The 18309-nt window shown below is 45.5% G+C and carries 18 protein-coding genes; all 18 read left to right on the top strand.

The features are described 5' to 3' along the window. The first annotated feature begins 9 nt into the window (after positions 1-9). The 18 genes from BMW79_RS04420 (at position 10) to BMW79_RS04330 (ending at position 18307) form a co-directional block, all read left to right on the top strand. Positions 10-336 (top strand): DUF4133 domain-containing protein, encoded by a 327-nt coding sequence (locus tag BMW79_RS04420; RefSeq protein WP_089891085.1) that lies wholly within the window; start codon positions 10-12, stop codon positions 334-336. A 4-nt stretch (positions 337-340) separates the two neighbouring features. Beyond that, entirely contained in the window at positions 341-2887 is a 2547-nt protein-coding gene (locus BMW79_RS04415; RefSeq protein ID WP_245752374.1) for a TraG family conjugative transposon ATPase, read from the top strand. A gap of 61 nt (positions 2888-2948) precedes the next feature. Beyond that, entirely contained in the window at positions 2949-3326 is a 378-nt protein-coding gene (locus BMW79_RS04410) for a hypothetical protein (RefSeq protein WP_089891083.1), read from the top strand. Between the two features lie 234 nt (positions 3327-3560). Further along, positions 3561-4241 carry a hypothetical protein gene (locus tag BMW79_RS04405; protein WP_089891080.1) on the top strand — a complete coding sequence of 227 codons (681 nt, stop codon included), beginning with the start codon at positions 3561-3563 and terminating at the stop codon, positions 4239-4241. 432 nt (positions 4242-4673) lie between these two features. Next, positions 4674-5327: a hypothetical protein gene (locus BMW79_RS04395; RefSeq protein ID WP_143059072.1), complete on the top strand. Its 654-nt coding sequence runs from the start codon at positions 4674-4676 to the stop codon at positions 5325-5327. 13 nt (positions 5328-5340) lie between these two features. Next, on the top strand, positions 5341-5973 hold the full coding sequence (locus tag BMW79_RS04390; protein WP_089891071.1) for a hypothetical protein: 633 nt from the start codon (positions 5341-5343) through the stop codon (positions 5971-5973). Between the two features lie 143 nt (positions 5974-6116). After that, complete coding sequence (gene traJ, locus BMW79_RS04385; protein WP_089891068.1) at positions 6117-7346, top strand: conjugative transposon protein TraJ; 1230 nt, start codon at positions 6117-6119, stop codon at positions 7344-7346. A gap of 61 nt (positions 7347-7407) precedes the next feature. Beyond that, positions 7408-8025, top strand: coding sequence for a conjugative transposon protein TraK (gene traK, locus BMW79_RS04380; protein ID WP_089891066.1), 618 nt, complete (start codon positions 7408-7410; stop codon positions 8023-8025). Positions 8026-8028: 3 nt separating this feature from the next. Further along, positions 8029-8484 carry a hypothetical protein gene (locus BMW79_RS04375; protein WP_089891064.1) on the top strand — a complete coding sequence of 152 codons (456 nt, stop codon included), beginning with the start codon at positions 8029-8031 and terminating at the stop codon, positions 8482-8484. A gap of 31 nt (positions 8485-8515) precedes the next feature. Next, positions 8516-9820 (top strand): conjugative transposon protein TraM, encoded by a 1305-nt coding sequence (gene traM, locus BMW79_RS04370; protein WP_177192039.1) that lies wholly within the window; start codon positions 8516-8518, stop codon positions 9818-9820. Positions 9821-9845: 25 nt separating this feature from the next. After that, a complete protein-coding gene (gene traN / locus BMW79_RS04365; protein WP_089891058.1) occupies positions 9846-10706 on the top strand; it encodes a conjugative transposon protein TraN in 861 nt (286 codons plus the stop codon). A 35-nt stretch (positions 10707-10741) separates the two neighbouring features. After that, the gene (locus BMW79_RS04360) at positions 10742-11479 is read left to right on the top strand and encodes a hypothetical protein (RefSeq protein ID WP_089891055.1); all 738 of its coding nucleotides are present in this window, start codon (positions 10742-10744) and stop codon (positions 11477-11479) included. 11 nt (positions 11480-11490) lie between these two features. Next, positions 11491-12501 (top strand): hypothetical protein, encoded by a 1011-nt coding sequence (locus BMW79_RS04355; protein WP_089891053.1) that lies wholly within the window; start codon positions 11491-11493, stop codon positions 12499-12501. 199 nt (positions 12502-12700) lie between these two features. Further along, entirely contained in the window at positions 12701-13711 is a 1011-nt protein-coding gene (locus tag BMW79_RS04350) for a hypothetical protein (RefSeq protein WP_089891050.1), read from the top strand. A gap of 20 nt (positions 13712-13731) precedes the next feature. Continuing rightward, positions 13732-14739, top strand: a complete 1008-nt coding sequence (locus BMW79_RS04345) for a hypothetical protein (RefSeq protein ID WP_089891047.1) — start codon at positions 13732-13734, stop codon at positions 14737-14739. A gap of 25 nt (positions 14740-14764) precedes the next feature. Continuing rightward, complete coding sequence (locus BMW79_RS04340; RefSeq protein WP_089891046.1) at positions 14765-15760, top strand: hypothetical protein; 996 nt, start codon at positions 14765-14767, stop codon at positions 15758-15760. Between the two features lie 36 nt (positions 15761-15796). After that, on the top strand, positions 15797-16948 hold the full coding sequence (locus BMW79_RS04335) for a hypothetical protein (protein WP_143059071.1): 1152 nt from the start codon (positions 15797-15799) through the stop codon (positions 16946-16948). A 498-nt stretch (positions 16949-17446) separates the two neighbouring features. Further along, positions 17447-18307 (top strand): RteC domain-containing protein, encoded by an 861-nt coding sequence (locus BMW79_RS04330; RefSeq protein WP_089891040.1) that lies wholly within the window; start codon positions 17447-17449, stop codon positions 18305-18307. Positions 18308-18309: the final 2 nt, after the last annotated feature.

The raw sequence follows: 18309 nt of genomic DNA, 5'->3' as shown, positions 1-18309 counted from the left end.
AATTAATCCATGTCTATTGTATATAGTATTAACAAAGGAATAAATCGCAGTATTGAGTTTAAGGGGATAAAGGCCCAATACATTTTATATTTAGCCGTTGGCTTGGTAGGCTTATTGGTACTGTTTGCGATTGGATATATCGCCGGTGCGCCAATATGGCTTTGTGCGCTGATTGTAGGGGGATTAGGCTTTTTCCTTTTTTCTACAGTAAGTAAATACTCCCGTAAATACGGTGAACATGGCCTGCTAAAAAAAACTGGTTACCGCTCTGTTCCAGAGCATATCCGTTGCCATTCCCGAAGCGTGTTTTTCAATCTAACCTCACCTAAAAAGTAAGGCCATGATTGCAATGATCACTATCGGGATAATCCTGCTGGCATCCCTTATGCTCCAGCTCAAACAGCCCCGGTCAAAGGAAAAGCAGTTAGCGGCACTACTTCCCATCTCCAAAATTGAGGGAGATTGTATTATATCCAAAGCAGGAGATATTACTTTCTGCTTTGAACTGACGCTTCCGGAAATATTTTCGTTAGCTACCGAAGAATACGAAGCACTGCATCATGTATGGGGTAGAGCCATAAGGGTATTGCCAACCGGAACGGTTATCCATAAACAGGATTGGTATCTGCAAGATGAGTACAAGGCTGATTTTGAAGGTAATGATGAAAAGACTTTTTTAGGCAGGTCGGCGGAGCGTTTTTTTCATGGGCGCCCTATTCTTACCCATAAGTCCTATTTGTTTATTACACGGAAGGCTACTGGGCGCAAACCGAGCAATAGCGCCATCAGCAACCTGCTACGCCCCGCGATGTTTCCAGCCGAGGTAGTGAAAGGTCAGGCGCTTTTCGAGTTCCAGGATCGGGTCGGGCAGTTTGAGCGGTTACTTTCAGAAGGCGGCTTTATACAGCCGCGCCGCATGAACGCCGCCGAACTAAGTGGCGACAGCCAAAAGGCGGGGCTGTTGGAACGATACTGTTTTTTACTCTCTGAAACAGATGCCCCGGTGATGGAGGATATTACCTTCAAACCGGAATGGAAGATTGGTGATAAGTACTGCCAAATGTATACTCTGGCAGACGTAGAGGATCTCCCAGGCATGTGCGGTCCGCGGATTACTTATGACAAGTATTCCACGGATAGAACTAAGTTCGCCATTGGCTTTGCAGCTCCATGCGGGTTACTTCTGCCCTGCAATCACATCTACAATCAGGTGTTGGTATTGGAGGACCCGCAGAAAACGATGAAGAAGCTGGAAACAAAACGCCGGCGGCTTCAGTCGCTCAGTGCATATAGCCGGGAGAACGCGATTTCCAGGGATGCCACCAACGATTTTTTGAACGAGGCCATTTCTCAGTCGCGGCTACCGGTAAGAGCACATTATAATCTCATTGCATGGACCGCAGATCGTCACCAGCTAAAAGAGCTGCGTAATCAAGCATCATCTTCTTTGGCGCAGCTTGATGCCAATCCGCGGGAAGAAATAAAGGGCGCCCCACAACTTTACTGGTCCTCACTGCCGGGTAACAGCGCAGATATTCCAGACAACGAGCTGTTTGATACTTTTTTAGAACAGGCATCCTGTTTTTTCACGCAGGAAACCTGTTATCGCGACTCTCCATCACCGGTAGGTATTAGGTTGGTGGATAGACAGACAGGTGCTCCCGTTCATTTCGATCTATCAGATTGGGGGGTCAAGACTGGATTACTGTCTAATCGCAATAAATTCATAGTTGGCGCTTCGGGTTCGGGTAAGAGTCTCCTATGTAATGCGCTGATAAAGAGTTATTTAGAACAAGGTAGCCACGCGGTAATCATTGACGTGGGAAATAGCTACCAGGGCTTATGCCAGCTCATGGGGGGCTACTATTTTTCCTATACAGAGGAAAACCCCATCAAGTTCAACCCCTTCTTCATCTCCGATGGGGATGTGTTGGATACGGAAAGGAGGGAGTCTATTAAGACACTGCTGATTGCGCTGTGGAAGCGTGAAAATGAATCTTACAAGCAGAGTGAATATGTAGCGCTGTCCAACGCACTTGTCGGGTATTTTGAAAAGCTGGCAGCAGAGCCATCTCTTTTTCCTTGTTTTAATACTTTTTACGAGTATCTCCAGGGAGAGTTTATGGATACTCTTCGCAGGCAGAATGTAAAAGAAAAAGAGTTTGATGTAGACAACTTCCTCTACGTTATGCAGCCTTACTATAAGGGTGGCGAGTTTGACTTTTTACTTAATGCTGAAGAGAATTTAGACCTGTTAAAAACGCCGCTGATAATTTTTGAACTTGACAATATTAAGGAGCATCCCGTCCTTCTAAGTGTAACGACGCTGATAGTAATGCAGCTATTCATTTCGAAGATGAGAAAGCTCAAAGGCGTGAGAAAAATCATTGTCATTGAGGAGGCCTGGAAAGCTATAGCTACCTCGGGGATGGCCAACTTCATAAAATATTTATACAAGACCGTAAGAAAATATTTCGGAGAAGCATGGTGTGTATCCCAGGAGATTGGCGACTTGATTAATAGCCCCATTATTCGTGATGCTATTATCAACAATGCGGATTGCAAGATTTTGTTGGATATGAAAAAGTTTGTCAACAAATTCGATGCTATTCAGGCAGCGATGGGGATGAGTGACAAAGGAAAAATGATGGTTCTATCACTTAACCGCGCAAATGATTCTAAAAGGAAGTATCGGGAGTTTTATGTGGATTTCTCCGGCCAATATATGAAGGTGTTCGGATATGAACCTTCTCCGTATGAATACTATTGCTTCACCACGGAAGAACGGGAAAAGTTACTTGTTCAGCAATATACTGCGGCACATAATGGTGATATGAGATTGGGGATAAAGGCGTTGGTCGCTGATTTGGAGGCACAGAAAAATTAATCCGGCGCCACTATTGGGTTGCGTTGGACAATGGTCTAATTTTAATAATAAAACAGAATGTATGCGCAGATTATTTAACCTTTTAGTGTTTGCCGGTACCGTCACAGCGGCAGCTTGTGGTGGGTCAAAATCTCCACAGCAGTCGCTAACAGGTGAGTTTTCTCACGTTGATACTGTCGGCAATAGTATCGTTTCCGACAGTCTGGTAATTAAACAGGCTACCTCCAAACCTGGTGGCATTTATCATGTCGAATTGTATAGTATCGTCCGCTCGTTAAGACCCGGCATATCGGATCGGGTGACTTCGCGTAACTGGAACGGGATATATGATAAAGATATGAACGCCATTAAGGTGGAACCATCAGGCACTCTGTTTATATACAGCAACGAAGGAAACACAGTCAAGTTCATTAAGACCGAGTTTCATAGAAAGAAATAAACGAGCATAGTGGGCCGGCACTACCTTTCTTCCGGCCATTCATTATCCTCTTACCATCCCTCCAGGTAAGATAGTGGTAACTATCCCCTCATTTGATTCAAATTAAAGTGTCTGTACACCGCTATCGTAGCGGTATTACCAGAATTTCCGGCAATTACCAACTACCTCCACAAGTACTGCCTTCCGCTACACGCGGATGGATGGATTTCTTAACCGATTCCAAAAGGAGGTATTATGAAACATTTCGTAATTAAAATATTACTGGTTGCCATGTTCAGTGTGATAGCTGTGCCATGCTCAGTTTCTGCTACGCCCATTACAGTGATCATCACCACTGTAGTAAAGAAGGTAATCCGGGCTATGGACCTGGCTATCCAGCGTTTGCAAACTGAAACCATTAAGCTACAGAATCTTCAAAAGGCGCTGGAAAACACGCTTAGTAAGCTCAAACTCAAAGAGATTTATGATTGGAGTCAAAAGCAAAAGGAACTCTTCGGGGGATATTATGATGAGTTGTATAAGGTGAAATCTGCCATTGCCTATTACCAGCGTGTGCGCGATGTTGTAAACATGCAGGTACAGGTGGCACAGGAGTATAAACGGGCCATCTCTTTTTTTACCACCTCCAAAGGATATACCCCCAATGAGATCAAGTATATGCTCGATGTATATACCGGAATCCTGGAGGTGTCACTGCAAAACATTGATCAGCTCTATACCATTATCAACAGCTTTAAAACTCAAATGTCAGATGCAAAGCGGTTGGAGATGATTCACCATGTTAATACTGATGTGCAGGAGAATCTTAGCGATCTGCGGGCCTTCACTAATGAAAATGTGGTGATGGGTATGCAACGTATAAAATCAAAGAGTGAAATCGAAACGCTTAAATCACTATATAATTTATCACAATGAAAACTGAATCCATCAACAATTTCCATGAAAAGGCGGGATGCCTCTGTTCAATGATGCTCAGGAAGGGATACTATGAACCTTGCCGAATAATTTATGGCGTTGAATTTTCCTACTCCGGCGTATTGGAAACTGGCTTAAAGCAGTTATTCATCCATATGAGTGAACAGGTGGACAGTGCTGTTCACTTCCAGGTCGTCTTAGACCCGCCACCAGGACTTCAACAATGTATGCTGTCGCTTTCTTACTGTCCCGTTAGAGGTTTCCTCATTCACGAGGTAAATGCGGTTATCAGTGCTTCCAGGCGCGTACGGAGGCTCACCGTATTTGCAAATGAGCTGTTGCCATTCAAACGAGACCTAAAGAATAGCTTCCTGGCCTCGCCGAAATGGTGGAACTGATGGTAAGTAAATTTTCATCTTCAAATCATGGGATATGTTGATAATAAGATCAATACTTGTTTCGATCCTTTTGGTGGTACTATTCCATCCGGCCTATAGCCAGGTCCCTACATGGAACGAAATATTTAAGCAGAAGAAAACGGCTACCAACTACCAGTTAAAGCAGATCGCCATGCTGCAGATCTATATTGGGCTGGTAAAGGATGGTTACAAGGCGGTTGATAACGGCCTTAAAACGATCACCCGTTTTAAGAATGGCGAGTTTGACCTGCATTCCCTTTATTATAGCTCCCTCAAAGCGGTAAACCCGGAGGTGCGTAAGTACCCGGCGGCAGTAAAAACTTATGAGGATGCTGCCTATATGAGTCGGCAGATCGTCGCCATAAAAAAGGCGGTGACCAATTTGCCCTCCCTGGATGCAGATACTAAGTATTTCGTCTTGCGGTCATTCGATAAGTTGAGCGCTGACATTGAGGTGAACCTCGGTGATCTCGATGACGTGCTGGCCGCAGGCCAGTACCAGATGAAGGATGACGAACGGATTTCTCGCATTACCAAAATCGCAGCTAAATCCCAGTCGCAGCTTGACTTTATGCGCAATATGGCCGATGAGTCCCGCGCACTTGCTTATGGTATCCTAAAGGAAGGTGGCGAAATATCACAGCTTAAAAATTTACATAACCATTAAAATCAGTGTGAATATGAAAGCGAAAATCATATCAGTGTTGTTGTTATGCTCCCTGTTATTCGCCGACCGGGTGAGTGCGCAGAGCTTTGAGATACAGCAATTAATACTCAACGTGGAAAAGCTCAACCAGTTCCGCGAGGTGCTCGATAAAATGTACGATGGTTATAAGATTATTTCAGAGGGCTACCAGAAGGTAAAGGATGTTACTAGCGGTAATTACAAGATTCACGATTTATTTCTCGATGGACTTTACCAAATCAGCCCGGAGATCAAAAAATACCACCGGGTCCCGGAAATCATTGAAGGACAGATCAGGCTTGCAAAACAATGCCGCAGTGGGTTGAAGTATTTCCGTGATGCCGGTACTTTTAAGGCAGATGACATTATCTATGTTTCCAGAGTGTACAGCCGGGTTATTGACGAAAGTTTACAAAATCTCGATGAACTGTTGCTGGTCATTACTGCGAGGAAGTTAAGGATGAGCGACGATGAGCGTCTTACGGCCATTGACCGTATTGCCGATGATATGAATAGTAAGTTGGCTTTCACTCATTCATTTTCTACCGATATGTCGGGCTTAGTGCTAAGCCGAACAAAAGAAAAGTCAGAGCTACAAACGCTTAAAAATTTGCATGGCATCAAATAGGATTACCTGCTAGAAGTAGGTATATATCTTGTCTATTGCCATGTTTAAATGGAATATACAAATTTTAATAATTGAATAGTAATTGCGGTAACTGATTTCTCACCCCCCGGTGACCGTGCATCTTAAAAAATTAAGTCACGGATATGTTACAGCGAATTAAAAGCCATAACCAACGTTATGGACGCCTCTATCTGCATATTGCAGCATGTTTGGGTTTGGTACTGTTACCACAGCTTCTTAGTGCCCAATCTATACCTGAACAGGTCCGTGGACTACACGGGGTCTTAGACAACCTGTTTGCCACAATGATGCCTAAGTGCGGGCAGCTTTCCAATTACGCCCGAGCAATTGGAGGCTTTGCCGCCACCTTTTACATAGGTAATAGGGTCTGGAAACACATTGCCAATAATGAAGCCATTGATTTTTACCCTCTGTTCCGTCCTTTCTGCCTTGCATTTTGTATCGGGATATTTCCCCAGGTGATCGACACAATGGAAATTATTTTATCTCCGGCTAAATATGGTACGCAGGCCATTGTCGATAATACCAATGCCGACATTCAAATACTGATAGAAAGGCGGGAAAAGGAGATGCAGAAGCATCCTCAATATAAAATGTATGGCATCAACGAGGGACGAGGGGACCGAGATGAGTGGCTCAAATATACTCATGAGGAGTATGTAGGTAAGGAGGACTGGCTCGATGCGATCCCACACGACATTGAGTTTGCCATGTCGAAAGCCTACTATAATATGAAGATGTGGTTTAAGGATCTTATTTCTTTTTGCCTACAACTTCTCTATGAGGCTGCCGCTCTATGTGTGAATACGGTGAGAACTTTCAATTTGATCATTTGTGCTATGATTGGCCCATTGGTTTTCGCGCTTGCAATCTTTGATGGCTTGCAGCATTCACTGGTAATATGGATCGCCAGGTATGTAAACTTCTACCTGTGGTTGCCGGTCGCTAATATTTGCGGTGCCATCTTAGGTACGATACAGACGGAGATGATCAAACTCGATATAAGCCAGGTCGAGCAGTATGGGGATTCCTTCTTTACCACCGCAGACGTTGGCTACATTATTTTCACGATAATTGGGATTGTCACCTACACCTCCATTCCCAATATTTCCAGCTTTATTGTCAACCCTGGCGGCGGTAGTGCGCTGACCAGTAAGATCACCAACAGCTTTTCCAATTTCTCCTCCGGCCTTGTGGGTGGTGTTGTGGGAGGCGCTGCATCGGGTATGGGCGCACTGGCTAATGGCGCCGGTTTCGCCTCGGATGGATTCGGTGATATGAACAACCGCATGAATAATGGTGTCGCTGCCAATCAGCAATCCGGTTACATGCAGGATAAGCTCAGAGGATGATGCCCTCTTCCTCCTAACTGACTTTTCCCTGCAATTGCATAACAGCAAAAAATGTAATCGTATGTTTCAGCACATTAATAATGTAGATAACGCCTTTAAGCATGTTCGGCTTTTTACCATCGTAGTCATCGTCACCTATACCGCCTTACTGGCGTATGTGATATTTAGTTGTCTGCAAAAGGTAGATCGCGCAAATGAACGCATTTATATTGTCGCCAACGGTCAGGCTATTTCTGCAGAAGCCTCCACCAGAAAAGAAAACATCCCCGTGGAGGCAAGGGATCATGTGAAGGTATTCCATTCCTTCTTTTTCACCCTTTCCCCCGACCAAAGGGCTATAGACGCCACCATCGCCAAAGCAATGGAGCTGGCAGACGGATCAGCTAAAGCTGCCTTCGACGATTTGAAGGAGAAAGGCTACTACGTATCGGTGATCTCTGGTAACGTGAGCCAGGAAGTGATTTGCGATAGTGTATCGGTGTCCACGAGCCAGTATCCATATCATTTCCGCTATTATGGCCGCCAGCGAGTTATTCGCACTTCTGCTATCATTACCCGTAGCCTGGTTACAGAAGGTTACCTGCGTACCGTGGACAGGACCGATACGAATCCTCACGGCTTTTTGGTGGAAAAGTGGGCCACCCTTGTCAACTCAGATCTTGAAATAGAAAAACGATAAGATATGTGGAAACGTAAGAAACGACCGCTTCCGCAATGGAAGGAGAAACTAGCCGGTGGGATAGGCAACGGTATCCAGCGTGTGCAACAACGGTGGGCCGGGTTCATGAACGCCAAAACGAAAGGCTGGAGCCGGCGCCAGCAAAAAATCTATACTACCGGGTTCGTACTGGTCATGTTTGCCATCAGCTCAATGTTGCTGGTAACTGAAATAAACCAACCGGCTTTGGAGATGCCCGCTACTCTTCCCCCTATGGTAGCCAAACCTCCGTCCACCGGCTTTGAACCGCACATTACTGGTCAGGAAGCTGCTGCTATTAAAAGGTTCTTACAACGGGTAGATAGCCTCAACGCTACTCCTTCCGGTAGGGATACAGTGGCAGCGATAGAACGGCGGCGGCCAGGCTTTCTGGATAGCCTACGCTATGTTGAGCGCAATCTCAGCCAGTTTATGCGATAACATTTTAAATCATTTTTTAAATACAAATAACATGGGGGATACAAATAAACCACGGAGAAGCCGAAAAATCCTTCTGCCCTTTTTAGCCTTACCTTTTTGTGCAATGCTGTTTTATGCTTTCGGAGGCGGAAAGGGTGCAGATGATCAACAGGAGCAGTTACCCGCAGGTTTGAATGGCACTTTACCGGGTGCCCAATTCGAAGATCAATCTGGTAGACTTAGCCCGGATAAACTCAGCCTGTACAATCAGGTGGAACAGGATTCTGCCGATAGGAGAAGTCAGGAAAATCGTGATGCCTATTCCATCTTTAATCTACATACAGATGAAGATTCTGTGCAAGAAACACAGCGTCCCGGCATGGTCACTTCTCCATTCTCTTCGCAGGAGCAGGACCAAGGCGCCGATTTAGCACACCAACAGGCTGAAGGCAAAATCGAAAAACTGGATTCCCGCCTGCAGAAGATCCAGGCGGCTATAGATGACGCTGAAAAGGATACCGCGCCTTCATCATTGCAGCAAGACCGTGAACCGCAGGAGCAAAGCAGCCTTGAGCTTGAAAAGCTGGAAGCCCTGATGGCATCTATGGGCGACCAGCAAGGGGAAAATGCTGAATTGATGAAGATGGATGGCATGATTGATAAGCTGCTTGATGTACAACATCCGGATCGGGTAAGAAACCGGCTCAAAGAAGCCAGTAAAAACAATAAAGGGCAGGTGTATCCTGTGCATGTTCTTCCACAGGCAGCCAGCCGCCAGTACTTCGGTGCCGATTCGATATACAGAGGTGATACGGTGGTGCCCGTAAGTGCGTCCAAAGGGGATGAAGCATTTTTCTATGGTAATGATAAAGCAGGTGATGGGGAACTGCCCACTGAAAATGAGGGGATACAGGCCGTGGTACATCGTAGTCAAATCGTAAGCTCCAATGCCTCCATCCGCTTCCGGTTGCAACAACCCATCTATGTCGCCGGTCATTTCATCCCAAAAGGCGCTCAAATATATGGTGAATGTAACCTGAATGGTGAGCGGCTTGCCGTAACAATTACTTCCATTCGTTATGGTAACCTGCAATTACCTGTTCGGCTGACGGTATATGATTATGATGGCTATCCCGGCATTCGTATCAATGGTTCCATGAATCGCGATGCCTCCAAAGAAGCCTCCGACCAGGCCATACAATCTGTCGCCCTCAGCTCCATAGACCCCAGCATCGGTGCTCAGGCTGCCGCCGCTGGCATTGAGTCGGCTAAACGGCTGTTGAGTAAAAAAGTTACCCTGGTAAAAGTCACGGTTAAATCCGAATACCCGGTATTACTAAAGTCTGATAACAATTAGTTCCATCAATAAAAAAGCATTTATCATGAATACTGCACCGATTATAATGCTCCTGTTAATGAGCCTATCCATGCTACTGGGCGTACCAGCCAGCTATGCGCAGAATTATAAAATCACAGAAGCGCAAAACGTTACCTATAACGAAATTGGCGTTTCCACGGAGGTCACTGTTATCCTGGTATTTCCGGCACCCATTACCGAAGGGGCTATTGATCGGGGTCACCCTGATCTGGCTACCAGTGCTGTTCCTGGCGTAAAAAACGTGTTGCGCGTTAAAGCAAAATCGCTTAACATGCCCAACACCACCCTGACCGTCTTTACCACAGATGGCAGGATATACTTTCTCAAAGTTCATGTTGACCCGGCGCCAACTCAAACGGTATATTCCTTTGCCGCTGTTACTTCGGTACCAACACAGGCCATCTATGATGATTCCCGGCTAACGGAAAGCCAGATCGCTGAAGCAGCCAAAGTGTTGGTAGCAACGGCTCCCCACCAGCGCCGTCCTGCCAGTGCTAAAAAGGGTGGTATGAAGGCCAGGATAACAGGGGTTTTCCAAAAACAGGGAGTACTGTTTTTCAAAGTCCACGTAAATAATACCTCGGCCATTGATTACCCCATAAATCTATTACAGTGCTATATCCGTGATCGTACTACCGCCAAAAGGACAGCGATTATGGAAAAAGCTGTTGAACCGCTGCATCTGGCCTATACACCCGAGTCGGCGGTACCGGCAGGCAACAGCATTGAGATCGTCATCGCGGTAGAACAGTTTACCATCTCGGATAATAAATACTTTTTTATTGAACTCTTTGAAAAAAATGGCGATCGCCCCCTTGCTATCAAAATCAGAGGTACAGACCTGTTACGTGCCCGCCTGTTCTAAGGTCGGCCATTATTAAAACTTAAAAATGTTGTGTTATGAACAAAGGAACATCAACGTTTGCTTCGGATTGGGCAGCCTTCCAGAAGTACGACAAAATCGCCGAAAAGGCGCTCGGGGGCAAAGAACCAGATAGGACATACCTGCAATCGAAGGTAGATGTGCTACGAACGCTCACCAATAAGCATAAGCCAGGAAGCATGTCCGAAGTTATGCAGATGCGGGATGCTTATATGGCAATGGATAAGACCCAAAAGATGCTTAACAGCATGGCTGCAAAAAAGGTGTTGGACAGTGCCACAAAAGTTAAAAACGTGGTTGTTGATGCGGCTAATACTACCGGCAAAGCGGTAACCCAGGGCGTTACCGCCGCTGGCAGGAACACCAACAATTTACTTCGACGTATTAACCGTAATCCGTTTGTACGCCTTCTGACAGAAAGCATCAGGCTACTTTATAACCTGGCTAAACTGCTTGTTCGTGCAGCCGGTACAATACTTATCGGCAGTAACAAAGTACTCACATCTGCGGATAACAAGATGCGTACGCAACCAAAGGCGGCAAACGATACTAATGCCCTCGGCAATAAAGCAGATCAGCAGCAGCAGAGAGATAATAAACCCTCTCTTGCAGTGGCTCAGGATGGGACTATGCTGGCGGTAAAAAAAGATAACAAAGTGGCAGCAAAAAAAACGTCCGCTTTTAAGAAGTCTGCTAATAACCGGGTACGGGAAGTAAGCCGTAAGGGGCCTTCTAATTCTATTAAGGTTCGTTAAAAAGGGTTGTTATGAGACATGATACGCTAAGCCTACTTCGTCAGGAACTCGCTGCAACCGGTATTATGGATGAGAGGTTTATTAATGGGCTGACAGATAGCCCTGTGGCAGACGGCATGGTACACTGGATGGGCAGACTTGTCAACGACGACAAACGTCTTTTTTATTCACCGGCAATTCATCAGCATAATGGTTGGTTGGATTTTCACGGAGTTTCGGCCACCGTAGTAGCGAACCTCAAGAACATTGATCAAAATGGCGCCAGCACCGACAGGTTGGTGAAAGCTATTGATGATTACTATGCCGTTCACTATTGTACGCCGTGCGAATATGACCTTTTAGCCGATCCGGTAGCTGGTGCAAAGGTACTAAGCGAGTTTAGCAAACTATATGATGTCGATCCTGCTACTCATTTTGCCTATTGGGCGGCGCATTGTTACTTCGATCCCCCATTGACGGAGAGCGCTGTGCGCGATTTCAACGATTTTAAGGCGCAAAATGTAAAATTTACATTCTTCCCGGACAAAGATAGGCTTGACTTATCACAGATTTATGCCTTGCTCGCACATCCCGAATGTCCACGGCCATATTTTAATCGCAACCCCGGTGAAAATGAACCTACGTGGTTGCAGGTGGATTTTCACCCCACTTATGCGTATGATGGGGCAACAACCTTGCGGTATTACCCTGATTACGATATAGATAAGGTGCTACGTACACTTAACGTGGAAGAATGTAATAGCCAATCGACCCGTAATAAAGTGGAGCGTACACTTCGTAACGGTACTTCGGCGATCGTTAGACCGGTAGGCAGCAATCAGGTTGACGCTATAATGTTAGTTGCAGACCCACAAAACAAAGGCATGATCGCCCTGGACCTGGCACAAAGACGAATAGAACTATCCACGCTGCTGGCGCCTAAAGAGGTGATTGAACGAAGAGGATCAGAGAGGAGGCAAATCAAATCAGAAAGGGTAGTGAATTCAAAACAGGGCAATAGCAGAAAACAAATGCCAGGGTAACAGGCAAAAATTAAGGGATCATGACTATGATAAGTTATAACGCGCTGCGTACTCATTGGCAATGTCGAGAATTTATGATGAATCTTTCAAACGCAGTCTGCAATATCGCCAACACAGTGTTCCGCAAATTTGGGGGCAGGGCGAATTGAAGCCGTAAGGCGCCTTTTAATTCTATTAAGGTTCGCTAAAAAACGCTGTTATGATAATTAAAACACTTAATCTACTTCATCAGGAATTGACCGCAATCGGTATTAAGGATGAGCAGTTTGTTAATGGGCTACAAAACAGGTCCCCAACAGACGGCCAGATAAACTGGGTGGGCCAACTTTTCAACAATGATAAGCGCCTTTTTTATACCCCGGTAATTTTTCAGCGTAATGGTGTGCTGGATTTTCAGGGAGTTTCTGCCGTCGTGGTAAATGGTATGGGCAGAATAGATCAAAATGGCGCAAGTACCGATAGGTTGGAAAAAAACATGAATGATTACCTAATGGCTCACTATAAACTTCCTACGGTAGATGAGCTTCGAGCTGATGTTAAATATGGGCATCCTGTGTTGGATGAATTTTCAAAGCTCTATTCTGTACATCCCCAGATACATTATTCCTATTGGTCAGTGTATTGCTATGGAGATCCACCACTTCCAGAAGCCGCTATCAGCGATTTTAGAAGCCACGAGCAAGAGCAGGTTCGTTTTGTTCACTATCCAGCCGAAGAGCGGCTTAACCTGTCGCATATGTATGCCTTGCTGGCCGATCCCGAATGTCCACGGCCATATTTCAATCGAAATTCCCAGGACTTTGAACCGAAATGGTTGCAAGTGGATTATCATCCCCAAAATATTGATGATGATCCGACTAAATTATGCTACTACCCGGATTACGATCTGAATATGGTCCTACGTACACTTAACGTCGATGAATGCAATGGCGAATCGAGCCGGCAAAAATTGGACAGAACATTGAGGGCCGGCATTGCCGCCTCCGTTACGCCTGTAGGAAGCAAACCGGCGGATGCCGTAATGTTAGTGGCAGATCCAAAAAACAAATACGTCATTGCCCTGGACTTTGCACAACGGCGAATAGAAATGTCCACGCTGCTGGCGCCTAAAGACGTAATTGAAAAAAGGGAATTAGAGATTGGGCAAGGCAAGACACAAAGGATCGTGAAGCAAAAGCAGGACAACGGTAGAAAACAACTTCCTGGATAACAGGCAAAAATTATGGTATCATGACTGATGGAAATTATAACGACTATAACATGCTGCGTACGGATTTGGCCATATCGGGGATTTATGATGAATCATTTATAACCGGACTGCAATACCGCCAACACAGTGGTCCCCAAATTGAGTGGGTAGGGCAGATAGCCACCAGTGATAGCTACTATTTCTATTCACCGGCTATTATTCGCAAAGATGAAAAATTTGCCCTTCAGGGGGTTTCGGTTTCGAAGATAAAGCAATTAGACAGGCATTCTATCAATGCAGAAAATTTAGAGGAGGCAATCAATGATTACTACCTAGCTCATTTTCGCAAACCTACTGTAAATGATTTGGTCGCCGACAGGCACGTGGGTAAGCGGGTCCTACATGCGTTCTCCCAGCTTTATACCAGTCAGTATTTAAGCTACTGGGCGGTGTATTGCAAGGGGGAGCCGCCTATGGAGAAAAATGAGCTGCCATTCTATAATCAGTACAAAGCAGAGGACGTACAGACTGCCTTTTTTCCGGCTACAGATAGTATTTCCCTCACTCAAATGTTGGTGCTGATGTCTCAGCCTCATAGACCGCTGCCCTACTTTAACAGCCAATATCATGATAAAGAACCCATGTGGATGGCAGTAGACTTTGCCGGGGAAAATAAAGGAGACGGTACAAAGCAGGTGCTGTATTATCCTGATTATGACTTGAACAAAACGCTACGGCAACTTAGGATCAAGGAGTACAGCGCCGGGCCTGGCCTGGCAAAATTGGAAAAGGCCTTACGCGCCGGTGCTGAAGTTGTGGTAACAACCACCTGTAGTAACTCATCAGGAGCGGTAAGGCTCATTGCCGATCCTGCCAGTAAAGGAGTAGTAGCGTACGATGATTTCTTTAACCATCAGAAAGTTGGATTAAACACGGATAGGGAAGATGTGGCTATGCTCATAGGGCGCCAGGATAATTTCAAACAGCCGGCTGTAGGCAGAATGGTTAGGGACGGTGGAACGACACGCGGTATGCACAACACACATTAATATCCAACGCAAAATTGTGTGAGAAATGGTAAAGAATCTTCGTGACGCATTTAAAGAGATGCACAAGGCTGGCATTTATGATGTAACGGTGCTGGAAAATCTGGCCATGAGTAAGAGGTATGATGGTATTATTCAATGGATGGGCAGCCAGGTTGGACCCAAATCTACCATGTATTATATGCCAATCATAACCTTGCTTAACGGATATGCAAGTTATCATGGTACCGCCGCTGTGATGGTAAAACCAATACCGCAGGCGCGTTACCCTGAATATGCGATAGCCGAACTGGAAAAGGATATTCAACGTTATGCTAATCATCACCTGCGGATGCCCACTTATGTGGGCATGGAGATGGATAAACACTATGGTCATCGGCTACTACAGCGGTTTTTAGACCTTCAATGCCGCAACCAGGATGTATTTTTTCATTACTGGGCTATTTATTGTAACGGCAGACCGCCTGTAGATGCCGCTGGCCTAAAGGCTTATGATCAGTATAAATCCGACCATGTATGTTTTGTCGCTTTCGGAAATGATGAAAAGCTAAGGCTGGAAAATATGTTCAACCTGTTACTGGATCGCCAGTGTCCGACGCCTTACTTCAATCGTGGCCTAAATGATGGCGCTGGTGACTGGCAGGTGGTTGATTACAATGGTTCCAGGGTAGTGCAGCATCCTGATTTTGACCTGGATACAAAGCTCCTCCATCTTGATATGTTCGAATGCGACAGACCCGATCATCGGGCGTCTGTAGAGGGGATACTACGTTCTGGTAGATCGGCGCAGGTGACACCTCAAAACGGTTCTGCCCACCAGTACGTCAATATTGTAGTGGCACCTGAAAGCAGGGACATAATGGTATTTGATCTACAGGGGCAACGTTTAAATACGACAGAATTTCTTGCGTTGCCTAGTGTAGTTGAACACAGGTTGGGTACACGGGAGTCGGCACTCAATGAGCGCAAAGCCAGGACTGTAGAAGTCCCGCTCAAAGGAATTAACCGGACTCCTAAATTTTAACTTTAAAAATCTATTACCATGCAACAGGTAAAAGACGTGCAGAGGGCGAAAGCCAAAGTTGATGATGCTGGCTATGGTGCCGCAATGGATGGTCGAATAGACGACCAGCTCGCCCGTGGAACTAAAGAGTTTGAATTGCTTTATCTTTCCTTAAACCCGGAAGGATTGGCAAAGGCTACTAATAAGTTCCGGGTAGACGAATCTACGTCTACCCTTTATTTTAATGGTTTCGATGCAAAAGTATATCCAGGTGATATGACGAAGCTGGAAGCTGAAGGCGTTAAACTCAAAGATGTAGTCGCCCTGGCGAACAGTGCGCCACTCAGAAAGGATTTTAAAAACACCGCTGAGTTTGCGGCGGCTACCACTGCCCACATTGATAAAATCCGGCAAGGTCTAAAACCATTCCATAAAGCGCACCAGGAGGCCTATTCTGCCATGATTAGTGCGATGGATATTCCCATCAAAACATCGGGATTCCCTGCGCCCAAACTCGATGTAGCCACTTCGGTAGAAGAAAGCGCCCAACTTCGTTTCTTCCGGCCTACCGATAAGATCACTATTCAGGAGGCTACTACGATGCTGGCTAATCCCAGCGTTGATTCGCCCAGGTGGGTCCATAAAACCTACTACAACAAGAATAAAAACCAATCCTACAACGCCTATGTGGCGGTAGATTTTTCCGGCAACAAAACTAAGAGTGATAATCTTCCCCTGCGGCGTGTACAGGGTACTATGTATTTCGATCCGGAAAAAAAGATTGGTGACTTCAATTTACCGGAAATGAATAACCCATCGCGCAGAAGCGAGATTATGAGGGATCTGCTGGCAGGTAAAGAGGTGAAGCTGCAAACTCCTTCTCCGATGTACCCGGAAATTCTGATGTCGCTCAATGCAAATATGGCGACCTATCACGTCAAAAACTTGCATGGTAAAGCACTCGGGCATAAGGAATTTCGGACTAAGGAGGCCAATGATCGGCTGGCCAGTCGCATCAGCTACGTGGACGAGAAGGGGAAGGTCACCCCGCCAAAGAATCAACCCAAAAGCGGCCAGCGGCAGCCACGGGCAGCCGCCTCCGATGAAGAAGGTGCCCGAAAAAACAAGAATCATAGACAAGCAGCCGGTAACTCAACCCGCGTGGTAAAAAAATCAGGACAAAAGGCTGGTCAAAAAGTGAGGCCGTAGCAGGTAAAATAATTGTATCAGTGGAGGTGGCTCTGCGGGAGCGCAACCAGCCAAGTGCTGCTACAATCGAGGGGGATCTATCCCAGGGGGCATTCCTACGAGTGAATGCCTCCTTTTTTTTGTGTTTGATTTCAACGCCATTGTTAACCTTCCAATATCGTGATCTCAATTATACTTTATTCCGTGGAGGAAATACTAATCTATCACCTTTGCCGACGCTCACCAACCCCAGTAATGCGTTCATCGCCATATTCTATGCGTTGGGCGAAATACAACTACGCTTATCCATTACTTTTATCCCCCGGTCACAATCTATTGCCCGGTGTTTCTTACTGAAATCCGGTGTATTTACCTAAATGTCATTTTCCTGTAAACTGCTTACCATGCTCACTTTCATGAGATCAAAAGTAATTTTACATCAGGGTTTCCCTTCCTATCTGTTCTGTTTTTCCACTATACCAAATCGTTCACCTGCCTCCCAGGCAAAAAAAGTATGGTATGACAGAACATTGGTATTCCCAACTTCTCGCAGAAGTTCGCGCCCAAAACGAATCTTTAGAATTATTCTCCGTTACCACCAGTTATTTGGCTAAATGCTTACGGGCAGTAACAGGTATTATCGCCGAGTTACACGCTCATATTGATCGGCACACTTTTAATGACGAGGAAGAAGAGATAAATTTTTTCAAGTATGTAAAGCCAGAGTTTGATGGCAGAGCTTACTTTTTCACTGACCTTCTAAAGCTCGAACAATCTGCGCCAAAGAAAGACCAGCAGGCCATCGAGCAGTATTATCGTAAGCGGTTGGACAGCACCCGTTCTTTCCTGCTTCACCATCAAGATGACCAGCTTTACTTGTCATTGGGTTTTACCTACAATGACCAGACTTATTTTCTGCGTTATCCTCCAACGATTCAAAATGATACGCTAAATTTTTTACTCAGGGATGATCGGGCCTCCTTGTTACCATTCCTGGACAAGCGATATTATACCCCGTGGAGTTACTTGTATGCCCAACTCGTTTCCGCTACGTTTCTCCAGGAATACCTCGAACATAGGTTATCGTCTGCTACACCTGCAGGGGGCCAGCCGTTAAGCCCGATATCGTGGACCGGTAATAAGGCAGAACTTGTAGAATTGATCTATGGCCTCAACGAGATGGGGGTATTGAACGGCAAAAAAGAGTCCATTTCTTCTTTGGCCACCTTTTTTGGAAACATCTTTCAGATTGATCTCTCCAATATTTACAAAATGTATGAAAATAATCGGCTGAAGAAAAAATCCCGCACCCCGTTTTTTGACAGCATAAAACTTTCCCTTTTACGTCGTTATGAGTATGATGATGAATTTTCGAAGTAATA

It is taken from the genome of Chitinophaga arvensicola, from assembly GCF_900110835.1.
Taxonomy (GTDB): Bacteria; Bacteroidota; Bacteroidia; order Chitinophagales; family Chitinophagaceae; genus Chitinophaga; species Chitinophaga arvensicola.
Note: the sequence above shows the minus strand (reverse complement) of the source record. Positions and strands in the feature narration are given on the sequence as shown.